This is a genomic window from Streptomyces flavalbus, from assembly GCF_042674625.1.
Lineage (GTDB): Bacteria > Actinomycetota > Actinomycetes > Streptomycetales > Streptomycetaceae > Streptomyces > Streptomyces flavalbus.
The window spans coordinates 2,745,986-2,763,158 of sequence record NZ_JBHTEB010000001.1; the positions used below are offsets into that span (position 1 = coordinate 2,745,986).

Below are 17,173 nucleotides of genomic sequence, written 5' to 3' on the forward strand. Positions count from 1 at the left end.
ACGGTCAGAGGCAGCAGCTTCCTGCCGGTGGGGCCGATTTGGATGTGGGTGTCCATCTGGGGGGCATAACGAGACAGCCCAACATCTAGTCTGTACGCTCCGCAACCATGAAGACGTACGACATCGAGAGCGAGTGGACCGCCTCGGACCTGGCTCTCCTGGAGGACCTGAAGCGGGCGGAGGCTCTGCTCCCCGAGGACGCTCCGCGCGCGCTCCTCTCCGTCCGCCTGTCCGTACTTACGGAAGACACGACATCGCCGGTGCGGCAGGAGCTCGACCTACGGCTCCTCGCAAGAGAGAAGGGGTACCGCGTCGTCGGCGTCGCCTCTGATCTCAACGTGTCGGCGACGAAGGTTCCGCCGTGGAAGCGGAAGGAACTCGGGGAGTGGCTCAACAACCGGGCTCCGGAGTTCGACGCCCTGCTCTTCTGGAAGCTCGACCGCTTCATCCGTCGCATGACGGACCTGTCCACGATGATCGAGTGGTGCGAGCGATACGGGAAGAACCTCGTGTCGAAGAACGACGCGATCGACCTCAGCACGACCGTGGGCCGGATCATGGTCACACTCATCGGCGGCATCGCGGAGATCGAGGCAGCGAACACGTCGACCCGCGTGACGTCGTTGTGGGACTACGCCCGCACGCAGGACTCGTGGCTCGTCGGCAAGCCGACGTACGGCTACGTCACAACGAAGGTGGACGGCAAGCCGGCACTCGCCATCGAGCCGAACGCACACAAGGCACTGCACTGGGCCCGGCGTATGGCGCTCCGAGGCATCTCCGCCCGCCGCATGGCCCTCTGTCTCGTCCGCTCCGGACTCATGTCGACAGGACTCACCACGTCGACTCTCCTCCGACGCCTACGTAACCCCGCGCTCATGGGCTACCGGGTCGAGGAGAACAAGCAGGGCGGGAAGCGACGAAGCAGGCTCGTCCTCGGCAACGACGGGAAGCCGATACGGGTCGGCCCTCCGATCTTCACCGAGGAAGAGTTCGAGACCCTTCAAGCGGCACTCGATCGCCGGGGCAAGAACCAGCCGACCCGGCAGGCGGGCGGGGCGACGCAGTTCCTGGGAGTCCTGATCTGTGTCGACTGCTCGACCAACATGACCGTGCAGAAGAACATGAGCAACGGCCGGAGCTACACCTACCTGCGCTGCGGCAAGTGCAAGGGCGGCGGGCTCGGCGCACCCAACCCGCAGGACGTGTACGACGTCCTCGTGGGCGACGTGCTGCGCGTCCTCGGCGACTTCCCCGTCCAGGTCCGCGAGTACGCGAAGGGAGCCGAGGCACGCGCCGAAGTGAAGCGGCTCGAAGACGCCATCTCCTACTACATGGCGGAGCTCGAACCAGAGGGCCGCTTCTCAAAGACGCGGTTCACTCGCGCGCGAGCGGAGAAGACCCTCGACAAGCTCACGGAAGAACTGAACGCCATCGATCCCGAGACCACGCAGGACCGGTGGGTCCTTGTCCACAACGGCAAGACCTTCCGGGAGACATGGGAAGCGGGCGGCATGGAGGCCATGGCGGAGGACCTGCGCCGCGTGGGCGTCACGTGCGAGGTGACCCGCACGAAGGTGAAGGGGGTGCGCGCGCCGTCCGTACACCTGCGGCTCAAGATCCCGCGCGACGTCCGCGAACGCCTGGTCATCAAGGGTGACGACTTCGCCGCAAGGCTCTGACGAGGGAGCAGGGACAGACATCTCCGGGCGGCCCGGTCAGCCAGACCCGGAGGTGTTCCGGCTTGACGGCCGGCCCGGGCTCCGGATAGGAAGACCCTCCCGCTCTTTCTGCGAGCGGAGACCGTAGCTCCCACCGTTCAGCGGCGGTAGAGCTGGCCACTCCGTGAGGGGCCGCGATCCCGAGGGGCTCGCAGGGACGTCGAGGACATCCCGAAGCGCAGGACGGTACTGCGCGACTTCCACCCAACGCTGAGGCGCGGCTCCGTGCTGCCCTCGGCCACCGCCAGGAGTCGCCAGCCCTTGAACATCACGATCGAAGTCGTCTGGACTTGTGAGGTCTGCACCTCACCCCTCGTCGAGGGAGAGACGCACGACTGCGGCCACGCCCCGCAGGAAGGGGGTGCGAGCGGTGGCTATCAGCTTCGGCCATGACCGCTCGTGGGGCGCGGTCTCCCAGCACGAGTACCGACGCATGGCGCAGAACCCAGGACACCCTCTCGCTTACCGCGTGCACTTCGCCGCCATCGGATGGGCGGACAGGCAGGGACACGCAGGCTTCGAGCCCGGCCGGCTGGCCACCCTGCTGGGCAGGAACGGCAAGCCACTGTCCGACCAGAGCACCCGCAACGCGGTGGCCCGCGCCAAGGAACTGGACCTTGTGTCTCCCCGCTCCGGGGCCGCCTGCCTCGTCCTTCCTCCCCACCTGTTCCAGAAGGGCAAGGGTGCACCGGTCCCCTGCCGACTCCATCAGGACCGCTGAGCACACGCGGTACGTGTAGTCAGAGCACGTCTGGCGTATACCGACACGGCACCCGACCTGCGGAAACGTTCGCGTGCTCTCTTATCTATTTGGCTCCAGTGCAGCGCGGCCCCTGTCGGGGCCGACTCAGGAAGGCCACGAAGACCAGCGGCAAGGGAAACAGGGGGCGCGGCTGCGCCCCACAGGGGCAGGGCAACGGCGAAGAGAGAAGCGGCAAGGGGCCGCCTACCGGCCGCCACAGTCGCAGCGCTCAACAACAGTGCGGCCCCGGAAGGGGCCGACAGGAGCGAGCCAGCAAGACCCGTGGGGCGCTACCGCACCCCACTGTCTCAGCCGTAAGGCCCTGTTCCTTGCAGGCTTCCGCCGTCGTGAGCGAGTCAGGGCAAGGCTGTGACCAGGTTATACGCCCCGCCATGGCAGTCGGAGGACAGGACAGACGGACCCTGAAACCGTGGCGGAATCTTGGCTGCTAAGACACGGCGGTCCGCCTCGTTGTCCTCAAGGGGTCATCCCCCACCCCTTCGCGGTCGACGTGCTCAGCCGTCTCGGTCAGCGGTCCTCGCCGTTGCCGTGGAGGACGGTTTCGGCGATCTCACGGACGCGGTCGAGACTGATGCCTGTGCGCTGCTCAACCGCGAGGGGATGATCGGTGGGTTCGAGCTCGATGAAGGGGCGCTGGCCGACCGGGCGGGTGTGAGCGTTCGTCTTCAGGTTGGTGGTGCCGGGCGAGTAGATCGGCAGCTCGGTCGTCAGCCAGCCGAAGTACGGCTTTTCGTTCTCGCGGCCGGGCGTGTTCCACATGTCGGCGGCCCGGGAGAAGTTGTCTCGGCTCAGGGACACCCAGACTCCCCACGAGAACACCTCGTCACTGCCGATGACGGGTATCTCGATCAGGCCCTTGATGAAGTAGTGCTGGGCCTTGATGACGCACTGGTCTGAGGAGAGCAGGCTGTCAGATCGGCCTTCGAAGCTCGCATCCCAGACATCGGGGGCCGTGGCGCTGTAGCCCATCGGAAGTTCCGCGTGGTACTCGCCGCAGCATGAACAGGTGTAACCGAGATCGTTGGTCATGCGCGGGAGCGTAGCTTCGCTGCGAAGCGTAACGACGAGACAGGGTCTCAAAAACCAAGGTTTGTGAGACGACTGGCAGCGCGCCCCTCACGGGGCGCGCACCCTGTTCGAAACCCGTCTCGAAACCTCTACCTCGAACTTGACCTTTTGAGACGAGTTCTGAGACAGTCCTCGCCATGGCGACGAACACGATCACTGGTCAGCTCATCGGTTACGCCCGCGTCTCCACCGACGACCAGGAAGCGCAGCTTCAGCGCGACGCCCTGACGGCCGCAGGGTGCGCCCGCATCTTCGAGGACAAGGCCAGCGGGAAGAACACGGACCGGCCAGAGCTGGCAGCCGTACTGGACTACGCCCGACCGGGCGACGTGCTGTGCGTGTGGAAGCTTGACCGACTCGGCCGGTCGCTCATCGACCTCGTGTCCATCGTCGACGGCCTGCGTGAGCACGGCATCGGTTTCCGCGTGCTCGATGGCGCGCTCTCGTCAGTCGACACCACGTCGGCCGATGGCCGCCTGTTCTTCCAGATCATCGCGGCCATGGCGGAGTTCGAGCGTTCGCTCATCAAGGACCGCACACGGGCCGGACTGGAAGCGGCCAAGGCGCAGGGCCGTACCGGCGGCAGGCCGTCCGTAGTGGACGAGGACGTACTCACCGTGGCCCGAGCCAGGAAGGCCAAGGGCGAGAGCGTCAGCGCCATCGCTAAGGCCCTCGGCGTCTCCCGCGCCACGCTGTACCGACACCTAGGAGAGAGCGCCTGAGACAGGCGCACAGCAGTTTCAGACAGGCCCCCGGCTACGTCGGGGGCCGTTCTCGTACGTGGACGTACAACGCTGCCTTACTCAGCCCGCACCACCATGGCGAACGACGTACAGACCCGCCGAAAGCCGCGATGGTTGCTCAGGCCGGTATGGCTCATGCACTCGACGTCGACCGCCGCGCTGTCCGTCGACGGCTCCGCCTTCCACTTGCAGTGCAGGCACTCCGCCTCATAGGTCACGTCCGTGTCCGGATGCCGCGTGATCCGGTGCGGCACGAACCGCAGGACCGTGCGAGCCATCACTCGGCCCCGTGGGTTTCCCGGAGGTGCCTGCGGAGCACGACGTTCGCGTCCGTCGCCTTCGAGTAGTCGCCGACCGATCGGGCGTTGGCTCGGGTCACGGCGACGCCGAGGCACTGCCGACAGCCCGCGACGGGGTCCGGGTCTCCCTCCGGAAGGGTCAGGTTCACCGGCCATGCCATCGTCGTCCTGGGTGTGCTCATCCGTACGACCTCCCGACTGTTCGCCTGCCGAAGGATGATCCCCCGGGGTGCGCACGGAATGGCGTTTCAGTCGCGTAGTCGACTGAAGTCATGCACGGCAAGCAGCGGACCACTCGGCAAGGCGTGCCCGAAGGTCTTCTCCGAAGAGGGCGTGCTCCTCGTACCCGGCGAACTCCTTCAGATACGCCTGAACATCTCGGCCGTCGCGGAATACGAGACTTCCCGCTGTCGTCTCGATGGTGACCAACGCGGTGTCGTAGATGGTGAACGTGCTCAGAGGGGTTCGTGGCGTCGGTACCCCTACGGGGATCACCCCGATCTGAACGTTCGGGAGGTAGGACAGGGACGCCAGTCGGTCCATCTGCTCGGCCAGTGCCAGTGGGGAGACGACCGGCCAGCGAACCGCCTGTTCGGTCAGCACGAACGTGAACCGCTTCGAAGCGTCGTAGAGGACGGCTTGCCGTCCCATCTTCCCCGCTACAGCCCTGCTCGTGTCGGCCGTCGAGTGGGCCAGGCTCGCCCGTACGTACTCCGGTGTCGCGAGCAGGCCGGTGACCATCGAGAGCAGGAAGTACCGCATCTGCGTGGAAGACGCTTCGAGCGACTTCAGCTCGGCCTGTCTCGTGCCGAGCCCCTTGCGCCGAAGCTCTCGGACGTTCCGCCACTCGGTGTTCGCCATCCTGGCGAGGGCGGAGACCTCGGCGACCAGTTCCGGCGGAGCGTCCAGCGCTCGCAAGATCTGTTCGACATCGACCAGGGACGGTCGTGTCCTGCCGTTCTCGATGCGAGACACCTTCGACTGGGACATGTTGCAGCGCGCCGCAAGCCGGTCCCCAGAGAGGCCGGCTCGCTTGCGCAAGTCCCGAAGCAAAGAGGCGAGTTCGGTACCAGACTCGCCAAGCTGCTCAGCTTCGAACGTCACTCCGTCACGCGCTCCGCGTACTCCAGGAAGGGAACCGACTCGGCAACGGCAATGCGCTGCCACTCGACGAACGGCGCAGGGTCACCTTCGTACAGCTCCCGGCTGATCTGCGTGCCGTCGCCCTCGTAGTGCATCAGGACGACCGTCGAGCGGTCGAACATCCAGAAGTCCTCGACATCCGGCAACGGGCTCTCTCGCTCGGTCACGTCCAGGATGCGGATGTCCTCCCCGGCAAGCACGTGCGGGGCGTAGTAACGCGAGAACTCGAAGCGCAGGTACTCGGAGAGCGGTCGAGTCAGGACGTGCACTCGCCCCTTGCACCTCCCCTCGCCGCGCAACCGCCTCAGGTCTTCCGTGTACGCGGACGAGTAGGCGTGCGGGTCGACGCGCTTGCCTGCCCGGAAGGCTTCGAGTTCTTTCGTCTCCTGCGGTACGAGGTACTGGGGCAGGGTCTCCAGCCGCCACGCCTCCGACTGGAAGCCCCGGAGCATCGCCCGCCACTCGTCACCATCCAAGAGCACGAACGGCCTCCCGAAGAACGCTCTCGGGAATCTCCACGAGCCCTTCCCCCTGCGGGGGCGTGAAGGCGTCGGACACGTCGCCCCGAACCACGATGGAGCCGGAAGCGGTGCGGTAGACGTTCGGGCAGTCGTCCTCTCCACACGTGCCGTTGCCGTTGCCCGTGAGCCGGGTCAGTTCTTCGCGTGCCATGCGGAACCCCCTGGACTTGTCGGCCCGGCCAGGCCGCCTGAGACGACCGTACGGGGGCCGCTCGCGGCCGTCCATGCACGGACGTGACTCATGCACGTTGTCGCATAAACAGGGTCCAGGAACGCCGAGAGGCGCCCGGACAGGATCGTCCGAACGCCTCTCTACGCCCTACCCCCACTCGACCGCCGAGACGATGCCCGAGTCCTGCCGAGGGGCGGGAAGCGGCGTGCGCCGCGTGGGGCGGGGAGCCTGCTCGCGCTCCTTTGCGCCGAGCCCTCGGAGGGCTTCGGCGCGGTCCGCCTCGGGTACGTCGGCAAGCGCCTCAGCCATCCGTTGGATGGCATCGCCGCTGGTCACGGCTACTTCTTGACCGTGAGCGGGAGCAGCTTCTTGCCGGTGGGGCCGATTTGTATAGCCGTATCCATCTGCGGGCACACCCCGCAGTCGAAGCACGGGGTCCAGCGGCAGTCCTCGACCTCGGTCTCGTCGAGGGCGTCCTGCCAGTCCTCCCAGAGCCAGTCCTTGTCGAGGCCGGAGTCGAGGTGGTCCCAGGGGAGGACCTCCTCGTAGGAGCGCTCGCGGGTGGTGTACCAGGCGACGTCGACGCCGAGGGGGGCGAGGGCCTTGTCGGCGCAGGCCATCCAGCGGTCGTAGGAGAAGTGCTCGCGCCAGCCGTCGAACCGGCCGCCGTCCTCGTAGACCGCGCGGATGACGGCGCCGATGCGGCGGTCGCCGCGGGAGAGGAGGCCCTCGACGATGCCGGGCTTGCCGTCGTGGTAGCGGAAGCCGATGGAGCGGCCGTACTTCTTGTCGCCGCGGATCTTGTCGCGGAGCTTGGCCAGGCGGGCGTCGGTCTCCTCGGCGGAGAGCTGCGGCGCCCACTGGAAGGGGGTGTGCGGCTTGGGGACGAAGCCGCCGATCGACACCGTGCAGCGGATGTCGTTGGAGCCGGAGACCTCGCGGCCCTTGGCGATGACCCTCGTCGCCATGTCCGCGATCTGGAGGACGTCGTCGTCGGTCTCGGTGGGCAGGCCGCACATGAAGTACAGCTTCACCTGGCGCCAGCCGTTGCCGTAGGCCGTCGCGACGGTCCTGATCAGGTCGTCCTCGGAGACCATCTTGTTGATGACCTTGCGGATGCGTTCCGAGCCGCCCTCGGGGGCGAAGGTGAGGCCGGAGCGGCGGCCGTTGCGGGTCAGCTCGTTCGCCAGGTCGATGTTGAAGGCGTCGACGCGGGTGGAGGGGAGGGACAGGCCGATCTTGTCCTCCTCGTAGCGGTCCGCCAGGCCCTTGGCGATGTCGCCGATCTCGGAGTGGTCAGCCGACGACAACGACAGCAGGCCGACCTCCTCGAAGCCCGTCGCCTTCAGGCCCTTCTCCACCATGTCGCCGATGCCGGTGATGGAGCGCTCGCGCACCGGGCGGGTGATCATGCCCGCCTGGCAGAAGCGGCAGCCGCGGGTGCAGCCGCGGAAGATCTCCACCGACATGCGCTCGTGGACCGTCTCGGCCAGGGGGACCAGGGGCTGCTTGGGGTACGGCCACTCGTCGAGGTCCATCACCGTGTGCTTGGAGACGCGCCACGGGACGCCGGAGCGGTTGGGGACGACGCGGGCGATCCGGCCGTCCGGGAGGTACTCGACGTCGTAGAAGCCGGGGACGTACACGCCGCCGGTCCTCGCCAGGCGGAAGAGGACCTCCTCCCGGCCGCCGGGGCGGCCCTCCGCCTTCCAGGCGCGGATGATGTCGGTGATCTCCAGCACGGCCTGCTCGCCGTCACCGATCACCGCGCAGTCGATGAAGTCCGCGATCGGCTCGGGGTTGAACGCGGCGTGGCCGCCCGCCAGCACGATCGGGTCGTCCAGGTCGCGGTCCCTGGCCTCCAGCGGGATGCCCGCCAGGTCGAGCGCGGTGAGCAGGTTGGTGTAGCCCAGCTCGGTGGAGAAGCTCACGCCGAACACGTCGAACGCCTTCACCGGGCGGTGCGAGTCGACCGTGAACTGGGGGACCCGGTGCTCGCGCATCAGGGCCTCCAGGTCCGGCCACACGCTGTAGGTGCGCTCGGCGAGGACGCCCGCGCGCTCGTTGAGTACCTCGTAGAGGATCATGACGCCCTGGTTGGGCAGTCCGACCTCGTACGCGTCCGGGTACATGAGCGCCCAGCGCACGTCGCACTCGTCCCAGGGCTTGACGGTGGAGTTCAGTTCTCCACCGACGTACTGGATCGGCTTCTGCACATGCGGGAGCAGAGCTTCAAGCTGCGGGAACACCGACTCAGCTGGCTCGACAGACATCGTGGGACTTTCGCGTGAGCTGACAGGGGTGACCCTCAAGCCTAACGCGGGCCACGAGTGCCCCGGCACGTCAGCTCTTCCGGCGCCGTCCGGTCTGCGCCCACAGCCGTGGCAGCTCGGCCTCCGCGGTCGCCGCCCGCTGCTCCTCCCTGCCGTAGAGCAGTCCGTAGGTGAAGGCGTTCTCGCCCGCCGCGTGCGCCTGGACGGCCAGGTCGCGCAGGGCCTCGCGGGACATCACGCTGTCCTGGTGGTCGCCCAGCAGGCCCTGGAGCGCCTTCATCGACTTCGTCAGGGCCGCCATCGGGTCACCGAGCGCGGGCGTCGCCGCCTCCGCCGCGTACCGGGCGCGCTTGGCCTTCTTGCGGGCCTCGTGCAGGGCCAGGTCGCGGTCCGGTCCGGGTGGGAGGGTGAGGGCCTCGTCGACGAGGGCGGAGACAGCCGCGACGTCCTTGTCCACGGCCTTGGCGACCGCCTTCTCCGGCGCGGCCCCCGCCGCCTTGAGCAGCGGCGGGTCGGTGAGCAGCGCGTCGAGGGTGTCGAGGAGGGTGAGGTAGCGCCTGCCGTCGAGTACGGCGATCATGCGGCGCCGTGAGCCGGAGCGGCGGGCGTGGGACCAGGTGCGCAGCCGGGTGCGGACCGGGCCGACGACGAGCGGGCGGGGCAGTTCGCCGAGGAGGGTCGTCAGGCGTTCGGTGAGGACCTCCTGGTCGCGGCCCGCGCCCAGCTCGCCCGCGAGCCACTTCAGCTCCCCCCCGACCGGGTCGGTGACCGTGCGGTCCAGGATCTTGCCGTAGCTGCGGAAGGCGCTGCGCGCCCGCCGGGTGGCGACCCGCATGGCGTGCACCGAGTCGTCCACGTCCCGGCGTACGGCCGGGTCGAGCCCGACGATCGCGTCCCGCTGGGCCCGTAGGTAGGCGAGCACGTGCTCGCCGCTGGTGCCGGGCGGCGCCTGGGTGGGGCGGTCCTTCTTCCTCCCGCGTCCGCCCCTCTTGCCCGGCGCCGTCTCCTTCAGGGCGCGGGCCAGTTTGGACGAGGACTTCGACGGCCGCACGCCCGCCTTGCGAAGACGTTTCTCCACCTTGTCCAGCAGGGCCGGGTCGCCGCCGTCGGCCAGCTCCACCTCGATCTCGGTCCACTGCGCCGCGCCCGCTCCCCCGGCGAGCCGCTCGGCGTGGACGGCGTCCACGCTGATCTCGGCCAGCAGCGTGCCGTCGGCGTCGACGAGGTGCCGGAGGTCGCGGGCGGAGCGCAGCCGGACCACGGGCAACAGCTCGGCGCCGCGCACCCGGGAGCGGACCAGCCCGGCGAGGGCGCGCGGCAGGGTGTCGGAGAGCGGGGCCTGGATCTCGTCGCGCACGCCGGGGCCGACCGGGAACTTCAGGTGCCAGCCCGCGTCGGAGCCGCCGGTGCGGCGGCGCAGGGTCATCGCGTGGGCGGCGAGGCGCTCGTCGGCGGTGTCGTAGTACAGGGCGTCGAGTTCCACGACGCCCTTGTCGAGGACGGCCGCGACCCCGGCGACGGACGTCAGGTCGGGCAGGCCACTGTCGTCGGATTCGTACTTGCGTTCGATCTCGCGTTTCGTCTCCGCCATGACCTGAATCTAGTGGCTCACGGAGCGCTACGGCAGGGCCAACTTCCGCTGAATCATGGACCAACGGCCACTTTCCGCCCCGCCTCTCGCCTTCGCCTTACGTCCTTGGCCGCCCTACGCCGACATGGGCCGTTGCACCCGGATCGACTGCAGCAGCCCCACCGCCACCCAGGTCGCGAACATCGACGAGCCGCCGTAGGACACGAACGGCAGCGGCAGACCGGTGACCGGCATGATGCCGAGGGTCATGCCGATGTTCTCGAACGCCTGGAAGGCGAACCAGGCGACGATCCCCGCGGCGACGATCGTGCCGTACAGCTCGGTGGTCTCCCGGGCGATCCGGCAGGCCCGCCACAGCACCACGCCGAGCAGCAGGATGATCAGCCCGCCGCCGACGAAGCCGAGTTCCTCACCGGCGACGGTGAAGACGAAGTCGGTCTGCTGCTCGGGCACGAACTGCCCCGTGGTCTGCGAGCCCTGGAAGAGCCCGGAGCCGGTCAGCCCACCGGAGCCGATGGCGATCCGGGCCTGGTTGGTGTTGTAGCCGACGCCCGCCGGGTCCAGCTCGGGGTTGGCGAACGCGGCGAAGCGGTTGATCTGGTAGTCGTCGAGGATGCCGAGCTGCCAGACGGCGATCGCGCCGAGCGCGCCGCTGCCGATCAGCCCGAAGACCCACCGGTTGGAGGCGCCGGAGGCCAGCAGTACCCCCAGCACGATGATCACCATGACCATGACCGAGCCGAGGTCGGGCATCAGCATCACGATCAGCATGGGCACCGCGGCCAGGCCCAGGGCCTGCAAGACCGTCCGGTGGTCCGGGTACGGTCTGTCGCCCGCGTCGACCCGGGCCGCCAGCAGCATCGCCATCCCCAGGATGATCGTGACCTTCACGAACTCCGAGGGCTGGAGCGAGAAGCCACCGGCGAGCTGGATCCAGGAGTGCGCGCCGTTGACGGTGGAGCCCAGCGGGGTGAGCACCAGCAGGATCAGGAAGACCGAGATGCCGTACAGGATCGGCACCGCCGTGCGCAGGGTGCGGTGGCCGAGCCAGACCGTGCCGATCATCAGGGCGAACCCGATGCCGGTGTTGAGCAGGTGCCGCACGAGGAAGTAGTACGGGTCGCCCTGGTTGAGTTCGGTACGGCCCCGGGTCGCCGAGTAGACGAGGACCGAGCCCATCAGGGACAGGGCGATGGCCGCGAACAGTATCGGCCAGTCGAGGCGACGGGCGAGGGAGTCCCGGGCGAACAGCCGCGTCCAGCCCGCGCGTTCGGGGCCGTAGCCGGAGACGTGGAAGCTGTTGGCGCCGGTCATGCCGCTGTCCTCCGCTTGCCGCGCCGCTGCCGCCTGCGGGTGAGCCGGTTGCCCGTGCCGGGCTGCTCGACGGTGGCCGCCACCTGCTCCTGCGCCGGGGCCTCGGGGGCCTTCTGGTACGCCTGCTGGTCCTTCGCCGGGTCCTTGGAGACCTTCGGGGCGGTGATGGAACCGTCCGCCTTGATCTTCGGCAGGTTCTTCTGCGGGGTGGGCAGCAGGGCGTTCTTCTTGTTGATGGTGCCGTCGTCGGAGACGCCGTACAGCGCGTCGTAGATGTTGCGGACGGCCGGGCCGGAGGCGCCGGAGCCGGTGCCGCCCTGGGAGATCGTCATGACGATCGCGTAGTCCTTGGTGTAGGTGGCGAACCACGACGTCGTCTGCTTGCCGTAGACCTCTGCCGTACCAGTCTTGGCGTGCATCTCGATCTCGTCCTGCGGCCAGCCGCCGAACCGCCAGGCGGCGGTGCCCCGGGTGGCCACGCCCGCGAGCGCGTCGTCCATCTTGGCGAGGGTCGCCTTGTCGACGGGCAGCTTGCCGTGCGCCTGGGGCTTGATCTCGGTGACCTGCTTGCCGTCGGGGCTGACGACCGCCTTGCCCACGGTCGGGTCGTACAGGGTGCCGCCGTTGGAGATCGCCGAGTAGATGGTGGCCATCTGGATCGGCGTCACCAGGGTGTCGCCCTGGCCGATGGAGTAGTTGATCTCGTCACCGGCGCGCATCTTGTTGCCTTCGAGGCAGTTCTCGTAGGCGATCCGCTCGACGTAGTCGCCGTTCTTCTTGCCCGTCTTGCACCAGGCGTCCTTGTTGGCCTTCCAGTAGTTCTGCTTCCACTGGCGGTCGGGGACGCGGCCGGTGACCTCGTTGGGCAGGTCGATGCCGGTCTCCTCGCCGAGGCCGAAGTCATGGGCGGTCTTGTAGAACCAGTCGGCGGGCTTCTTCTTGGGGTCGATCCCGCCGTCCTTCTGCCACTCGCTGTGCGCGAGCCGGTAGTAGACGGTGTCGCAGGAGACCTCCAGGGCTCGGCCCAGGTCGATCGCGCCGTGGTTCTGCGACTCGAAGTTCTTGAAGACCTGCCCGCCGACGGAGTACGAGCTGGAGCACTCGTAGTTGCCGTTGAAGTCGTACCCGGCCCGCACCGCGGCGGCCGTGGAGACCACCTTGAAGATGGAGCCGGGCGCCGCCTGACCCTGTATGGCGCGGTTCAGCAGCGGGTAGTTGGACGACTTGCCGGTGAGCTTCTTGTAGTCCTTGGCGGAGATGCCGCCCACCCACGCGTTCGGGTCGTAGGTCGGGTTGGACGCCATGGCGACGACCCGGCCGGTCCTGGCCTCCATCACGACGACGGCGCCCGCGTCCGCCTTGTACCGCTCGTTGGTGTTGCGGTCCCACTCCTTGCGGGCGGTCTTCATCGCCTCGTTCAGCTCGTACTCGGCGACCCGCTGGACGCGGGCGTCGATGCTGGTGACCAGGTTGGAGCCGGGCTCCGCGTCGTCCGACTCGGCCTGGCCGATGACCCGGCCGAGGTTGTCGACCTCGTAGCGGGTGACGCCCGCCTTGCCGCGCAGCTCCTTGTCGTACTGCCGCTCCAGGCCGTTGCGGCCGACCATGTCGGAGCGCAGGTACGGCGAGTCGGTGTCCTGCGCCTGCTGGATCTCCTCGTCGGTGACCGGGGAGAGGTAGCCGAGGACCTGCGCGGTGTTGGCCTGGCCGGGGCTCGCGTAGCGGCGGACGGCCTGCGGTTCGGCGGTGATGCCGGGGAAGTCCTCGGCGCGCTCACGGATCTGCAGGGCCTGCTTGGGGGTGGCCTCGTCGGTGATGGGGATGGGCTGGTACGGCGAGCCGTTCCAACACGGCTGCGGGGTGTCGGCGTCGCACAGCCGGACCTTCTCCATGACCTCCTTCGGCTCCATGCCGAGGACGCCCGCGAGCTTGGTGAGGACGGCGTCGCCGTCGTCCTTCATCTTCAGCAGCTCGGTGCGGGAGGCGGAGACCACCAGACGGGTCTCGTTGTCGGCGAGGGCCACCCCGCGGGCGTCCAGGATGGAGCCGCGGACGGCGGGCTGGACGACCTGCTGGACGTGGTTGCCCGACGCCTCCTTGGCGTACGCGGAGCCCTCACGGATCTGGAGGTACCAGAGCCGACCGCCGAGGGTGGCGAGCAGGGAGAGGACGAGGATCTGGACGATGACGAGCCGGGTCTGGACCCGTGGGGTCCGGCCGGTCTCGGGGATGTTGGTCACTGCGGTGTCTCCCCCTCTCAGCGCGTGGACGAGCGGCCGTGACCCGTGGGCACGTGTGCGACCGAAAGCCGTGCGAGCGATGCGAGTGATGTGTGCGTGTGTACGAGTGAGGAACGACCGGTCCGCGGGCCCGGGTTCCGCCCGACCTCACCCGTCCGGGTGAACTCCCCCGCGCTCACAGCCGCTTGACCCCCTTGATGCGCCCGGCCCGCGCCACCCGCGCCCGCGCCGCCCTCACCTTCAGCCCGCCGAGCCCGCCGCGCTGCGCGCCGATCCGCAGGCCGGTCCCGGAGGACAGCCAGCCGGAGGAGATGTCGGAGGCGCTGGACGCGGAGCCCGCCTCCAGCGGGTCGTTCTCGGCGCGCCGGGCGAGCGCCATCACGCCGGGGACGACGAACGGCGCCAGCAGCAGGTCGTACACCGCGGCGGTGAACAGCAGGCTGCCGAGCCCGACATGGCGGGCGGCGGTGTCCCCGACGAGGGCGCCGACGCCCGCGTACAGCAGGGTCGTGCCGAGGGCGGCGGCGACGACCACGGCCATCGGCCCGGTCGCCGACTTCAGGCGGCCGTTCTCCGGTCTCACCAGCCCGGCGAGGTACCCGACGACGCACAGCACCAGCGCGTACCGCCCGGCGGCGTGGTCGGCGGGCGGGGCCAGGTCGATCAGCAGCCCGGCGCCGAAGCCGACGAGGGCGCCGCCCACATGGCCGTACACCAGGGCGAGGCCCAGCACGGTCAGCAGCAGCAGGTCGGGTACGGCGCCCGGCAGGTGGAGCCGGGCCAGGACGCTCACCTGGAGCACCAGGGCGACGACGACCAGCGCGGAGGCGAGCAGGATCCGGTTGACGCGCATGAGTGACAGCTCCCCTTACTGCTCTTGCTCTTGCTGGACTCCGCCGTCCGCGGTGTCCCCGGTGCCCACCGTGCCCTCGGCGTCCTCGGCGCCCGGCGTCACCGTCACCGTCACGGTCGGCGTCGGAGTGGGCTTCGGCCGGGGCGGCAGCACCGTGTCGCGCGGGTCCTTCGCGGGGGCCTGCACGACGACACCGACGATGTCGAGCTTGCTGAAACTGACGTACGGCGTCACGTACAGCGTCCGCGTCAGGTCACCGCCGGACGGGTCGACGCGGGACACCACGCCGACCGGCACGCCCGGCACGAACGGCCTGTCGGCCTGCGAACCGAAGGTGACCAGCCGGTCGCCCTTCTTCACCTCGGCCTTGCCGTTGAGGAGTTCGACGCGCAGCGGGCGGTCGCCCTGCCCGGAGGCGAAGCCCAGCTCGTCGCTGTTCTCCATCCGGGTGCCGACGGTGAAGTCGGGGTCGCTGGCCAGCAGCACGGTCGCGGTGCTCGGCCCGACGGTGGTGACCCGGCCGACCAGCCCGTCCCCGTTGAGGACGGTCATGTCGCGCTGGATGCCGTCGTCGGCGCCGACGTCGATGGTGATCGTCCAGGAGAAGCCCTGGGCCGCCCCTATGGCGATGACCTCGGCGCCCTTGATGCCGTACTGGCCCGCGCCCGCCGTCTTCAGCATCTTGTCGAGCTGGCGGGCCCTGCTGCGGTTGCGGTCGTCGCTGCCGAGCTTCGCCTTCAGCGCGGCGTTCTCCCGCTCCAGCTCGGCGAGCCGGTCGTGCCGGTCACCGGAGTCGCGGACCGCGGAGATCGCGTTGCCGACCGGGTCGACCGCGGACGACACCCCGTCCTGGATCGGGCCGAAGACGGTGGCGGCGGCCTGCCGGGCACCGTCGACCGGTGAGTCCTCCCCGCCGCGGATGTCCACCGTGATCAGCGCGAACGCGGTGGCGACCAGCAGCACAAGAAGCAGCCGGCTCTCTCGTGTGTCCCTCACGTGCGGCGGCCGTGCCCTTCCTCATCGAATTCAGAAGTCAAACGAGATGTACGAGATGAACGAGTCGAACGAGATGAACAAAGGTAAAGCGGTAACCAGAGATCGATCTGTCGCAGCTTATGCCTCTGAACCAACGATCCGCCGTACGAGAGGAGATCATCTCGTACGGCGGAATCGACACCTCGTGTCATCTGCGCGGCTGGGCGTCCAGCACCTGCTGGAGCGCCTCGAACTCCTCGACACACTTGCCGGAGCCGAGCGCCACGCTGTCCAGCGGGTCCTCGGCGATGTGGATCGGCATACCGGTCTCCCGGCGCAGCCGCTCGTCGAGCCCGCGCAGCAGCGCCCCGCCACCGGTCAGGACGATCCCGCGGTCCATGATGTCGCCGGACAGCTCCGGCGGACACTTGTCGAGGGTCGTCTTGACCGCGTCGACGATGGCGTTGACCGGCTCCTCGATGGCCTTGCGCACTTCGGCGGCGGAGATGACGACGGTCTTGGGCAGCCCGGAGACGAGGTCCCGGCCCCGGATTTCGGTGTGCTCGTCGGAGTCGAGGTCGTACGCCGAACCGATCGTGATCTTGATCTGCTCGGCCGTGCGCTCACCCAGCAGGAGCGAGTACTCCTTCTTGATGTGCTGGATGATCGCGTTGTCCAGCTCGTCGCCCGCGACCCGGATGGACTGGGCGGTGACGATGCCGCCGAGGGAGATGACCGCGACCTCCGTGGTGCCGCCGCCGATGTCCACCACCATGTTGCCCGTGGCCTCGTGGACCGGCAGGCCGGAGCCGATGGCCGCGGCCATGGGCTCCTCGATGATGTGCACCTGGCGGGCGCCAGCCTGGGACGACGCCTCGATGACGGCGCGGCGCTCGACACCCGTGATGCCCGACGGCACACAGACGACGACCCGCGGACGAGCCAGATACCGCCGCTTGTGGATCTTCAGGATGAAGTAGCGGAGCATCCGCTCGGTGATCTCGAAGTCGGCGATCACACCGTCCTTCAGGGGACGCACGGCGACGATGTTGCCCGGGGTGCGCCCGATCATCTTCTTCGCTTCGGCGCCGACCGCGAGGATGCCACCGGTGTTGGTGTTGATCGCGACGACGGACGGCTCGTTGAGTACGATCCCGCGACCCCTGACGTACACCAGCGTGTTGGCGGTCCCGAGGTCGACAGCCATGTCACGGCCGATGAACGACATTGAGTTCCCCATCAGGATTCGTCTGGCCTTCCCACGAGCTTTTGAGGGCTTTTCAGGTTGGCGAGGTGGGTGCGGTGACGTGAAGGCTTCCATCGTAGACGCGCCTTCCCGAACACTGCGGGAGGGTCTTCGTCATTGTCAGCAGATGCGCTGCGCGTCCGCTTCTGGAGACGAGCGTTCGGGGACACTCGTTCCCTCGATCGCCGCGCATATGCCGGGAAGCCCGGGACGAGTGGAACCGCTCCCGGACTTCCGGTCACGCTACCGGG

16 protein-coding genes are annotated in these 17,173 nt (G+C 68.6%); 3 read left to right on the forward strand and 13 right to left on the reverse strand.

Going from position 1 to position 17,173, the window contains the following annotated elements; translation table 11 throughout:
* The first annotated feature begins 107 nt into the window (after positions 1-107).
* On the forward strand, positions 108-1,682 hold the full coding sequence (locus ACFQZ6_RS12225) for a recombinase family protein (RefSeq protein ID WP_381607589.1): 1,575 nt from the start codon (positions 108-110) through the stop codon (positions 1,680-1,682).
* Between the two features lie 409 nt (positions 1,683-2,091).
* Positions 2,092-2,442: a hypothetical protein gene (locus ACFQZ6_RS12230; RefSeq protein ID WP_381607591.1), complete on the forward strand. Its 351-nt coding sequence runs from the start codon at positions 2,092-2,094 to the stop codon at positions 2,440-2,442.
* 549 nt (positions 2,443-2,991) lie between these two features.
* On the opposite strand, the gene ACFQZ6_RS12235 is transcribed toward ACFQZ6_RS12230, so the two are convergent.
* Entirely contained in the window at positions 2,992-3,453 is a 462-nt protein-coding gene (locus ACFQZ6_RS12235) for a DUF2199 domain-containing protein (RefSeq protein WP_381618243.1), read from the reverse strand.
* Between the two features lie 236 nt (positions 3,454-3,689).
* On the opposite strand from ACFQZ6_RS12235, the gene ACFQZ6_RS12240 reads away from it, so the two are divergent.
* Positions 3,690-4,274: a recombinase family protein gene (locus tag ACFQZ6_RS12240; RefSeq protein WP_381607593.1), complete on the forward strand. Its 585-nt coding sequence runs from the start codon at positions 3,690-3,692 to the stop codon at positions 4,272-4,274.
* Between the two features lie 77 nt (positions 4,275-4,351).
* Here the strand turns inward: ACFQZ6_RS12240 and ACFQZ6_RS12245 are convergent, their stop codons facing one another.
* From ACFQZ6_RS12245 to ACFQZ6_RS12300, 12 genes are all read right to left on the reverse strand, one after another.
* Complete coding sequence (locus ACFQZ6_RS12245; protein WP_381607596.1) at positions 4,352-4,573, reverse strand: DUF7848 domain-containing protein; 222 nt, start codon at positions 4,571-4,573, stop codon at positions 4,352-4,354.
* Positions 4,573-4,776, reverse strand: a complete 204-nt coding sequence (locus ACFQZ6_RS12250; protein ID WP_381607597.1) for a hypothetical protein — start codon at positions 4,774-4,776, stop codon at positions 4,573-4,575. The genes ACFQZ6_RS12245 and ACFQZ6_RS12250 overlap by 1 nt, the downstream gene beginning before the upstream one ends.
* 88 nt (positions 4,777-4,864) lie before the next feature.
* On the reverse strand, positions 4,865-5,698 hold the full coding sequence (locus ACFQZ6_RS12255) for a helix-turn-helix domain-containing protein (RefSeq protein WP_381607599.1): 834 nt from the start codon (positions 5,696-5,698) through the stop codon (positions 4,865-4,867).
* The gene (locus ACFQZ6_RS12260; protein WP_381607602.1) at positions 5,695-6,219 is read right to left on the reverse strand and encodes a DUF6879 family protein; all 525 of its coding nucleotides are present in this window, start codon (positions 6,217-6,219) and stop codon (positions 5,695-5,697) included. The genes ACFQZ6_RS12255 and ACFQZ6_RS12260 overlap by 4 nt, the downstream gene beginning before the upstream one ends.
* On the reverse strand, positions 6,203-6,409 hold the full coding sequence (locus ACFQZ6_RS12265; RefSeq protein ID WP_381607604.1) for a hypothetical protein: 207 nt from the start codon (positions 6,407-6,409) through the stop codon (positions 6,203-6,205). Before ACFQZ6_RS12265 ends, ACFQZ6_RS12260 begins: the two co-directional genes overlap by 17 nt.
* Positions 6,410-6,768: 359 nt before the next feature.
* Complete coding sequence (locus tag ACFQZ6_RS12270; protein ID WP_381607606.1) at positions 6,769-8,703, reverse strand: TIGR03960 family B12-binding radical SAM protein; 1,935 nt, start codon at positions 8,701-8,703, stop codon at positions 6,769-6,771.
* Between the two features lie 70 nt (positions 8,704-8,773).
* Positions 8,774-10,294, reverse strand: coding sequence for a CYTH and CHAD domain-containing protein (locus ACFQZ6_RS12275; protein WP_381607607.1), 1,521 nt, complete (start codon positions 10,292-10,294; stop codon positions 8,774-8,776).
* Positions 10,295-10,408: 114 nt separating this feature from the next.
* Entirely contained in the window at positions 10,409-11,608 is a 1,200-nt protein-coding gene (rodA, locus tag ACFQZ6_RS12280) for a rod shape-determining protein RodA (protein WP_381607609.1), read from the reverse strand.
* On the reverse strand, positions 11,605-13,848 hold the full coding sequence (gene mrdA, locus ACFQZ6_RS12285) for a penicillin-binding protein 2 (RefSeq protein ID WP_381607611.1): 2,244 nt from the start codon (positions 13,846-13,848) through the stop codon (positions 11,605-11,607). The genes rodA and mrdA overlap by 4 nt, the downstream gene beginning before the upstream one ends.
* A 175-nt stretch (positions 13,849-14,023) precedes the next feature.
* Positions 14,024-14,701, reverse strand: a complete 678-nt coding sequence (mreD, locus tag ACFQZ6_RS12290) for a rod shape-determining protein MreD (RefSeq protein WP_381607613.1) — start codon at positions 14,699-14,701, stop codon at positions 14,024-14,026.
* 15 nt (positions 14,702-14,716) lie between these two features.
* Positions 14,717-15,697, reverse strand: a complete 981-nt coding sequence (gene mreC, locus ACFQZ6_RS12295; RefSeq protein WP_381607615.1) for a rod shape-determining protein MreC — start codon at positions 15,695-15,697, stop codon at positions 14,717-14,719.
* Positions 15,698-15,884: 187 nt separating this feature from the next.
* A complete protein-coding gene (locus tag ACFQZ6_RS12300; protein ID WP_004001297.1) occupies positions 15,885-16,904 on the reverse strand; it encodes a rod shape-determining protein in 1,020 nt (339 codons plus the stop codon).
* Between the last annotated feature and the right edge of the window lie 269 nt (positions 16,905-17,173).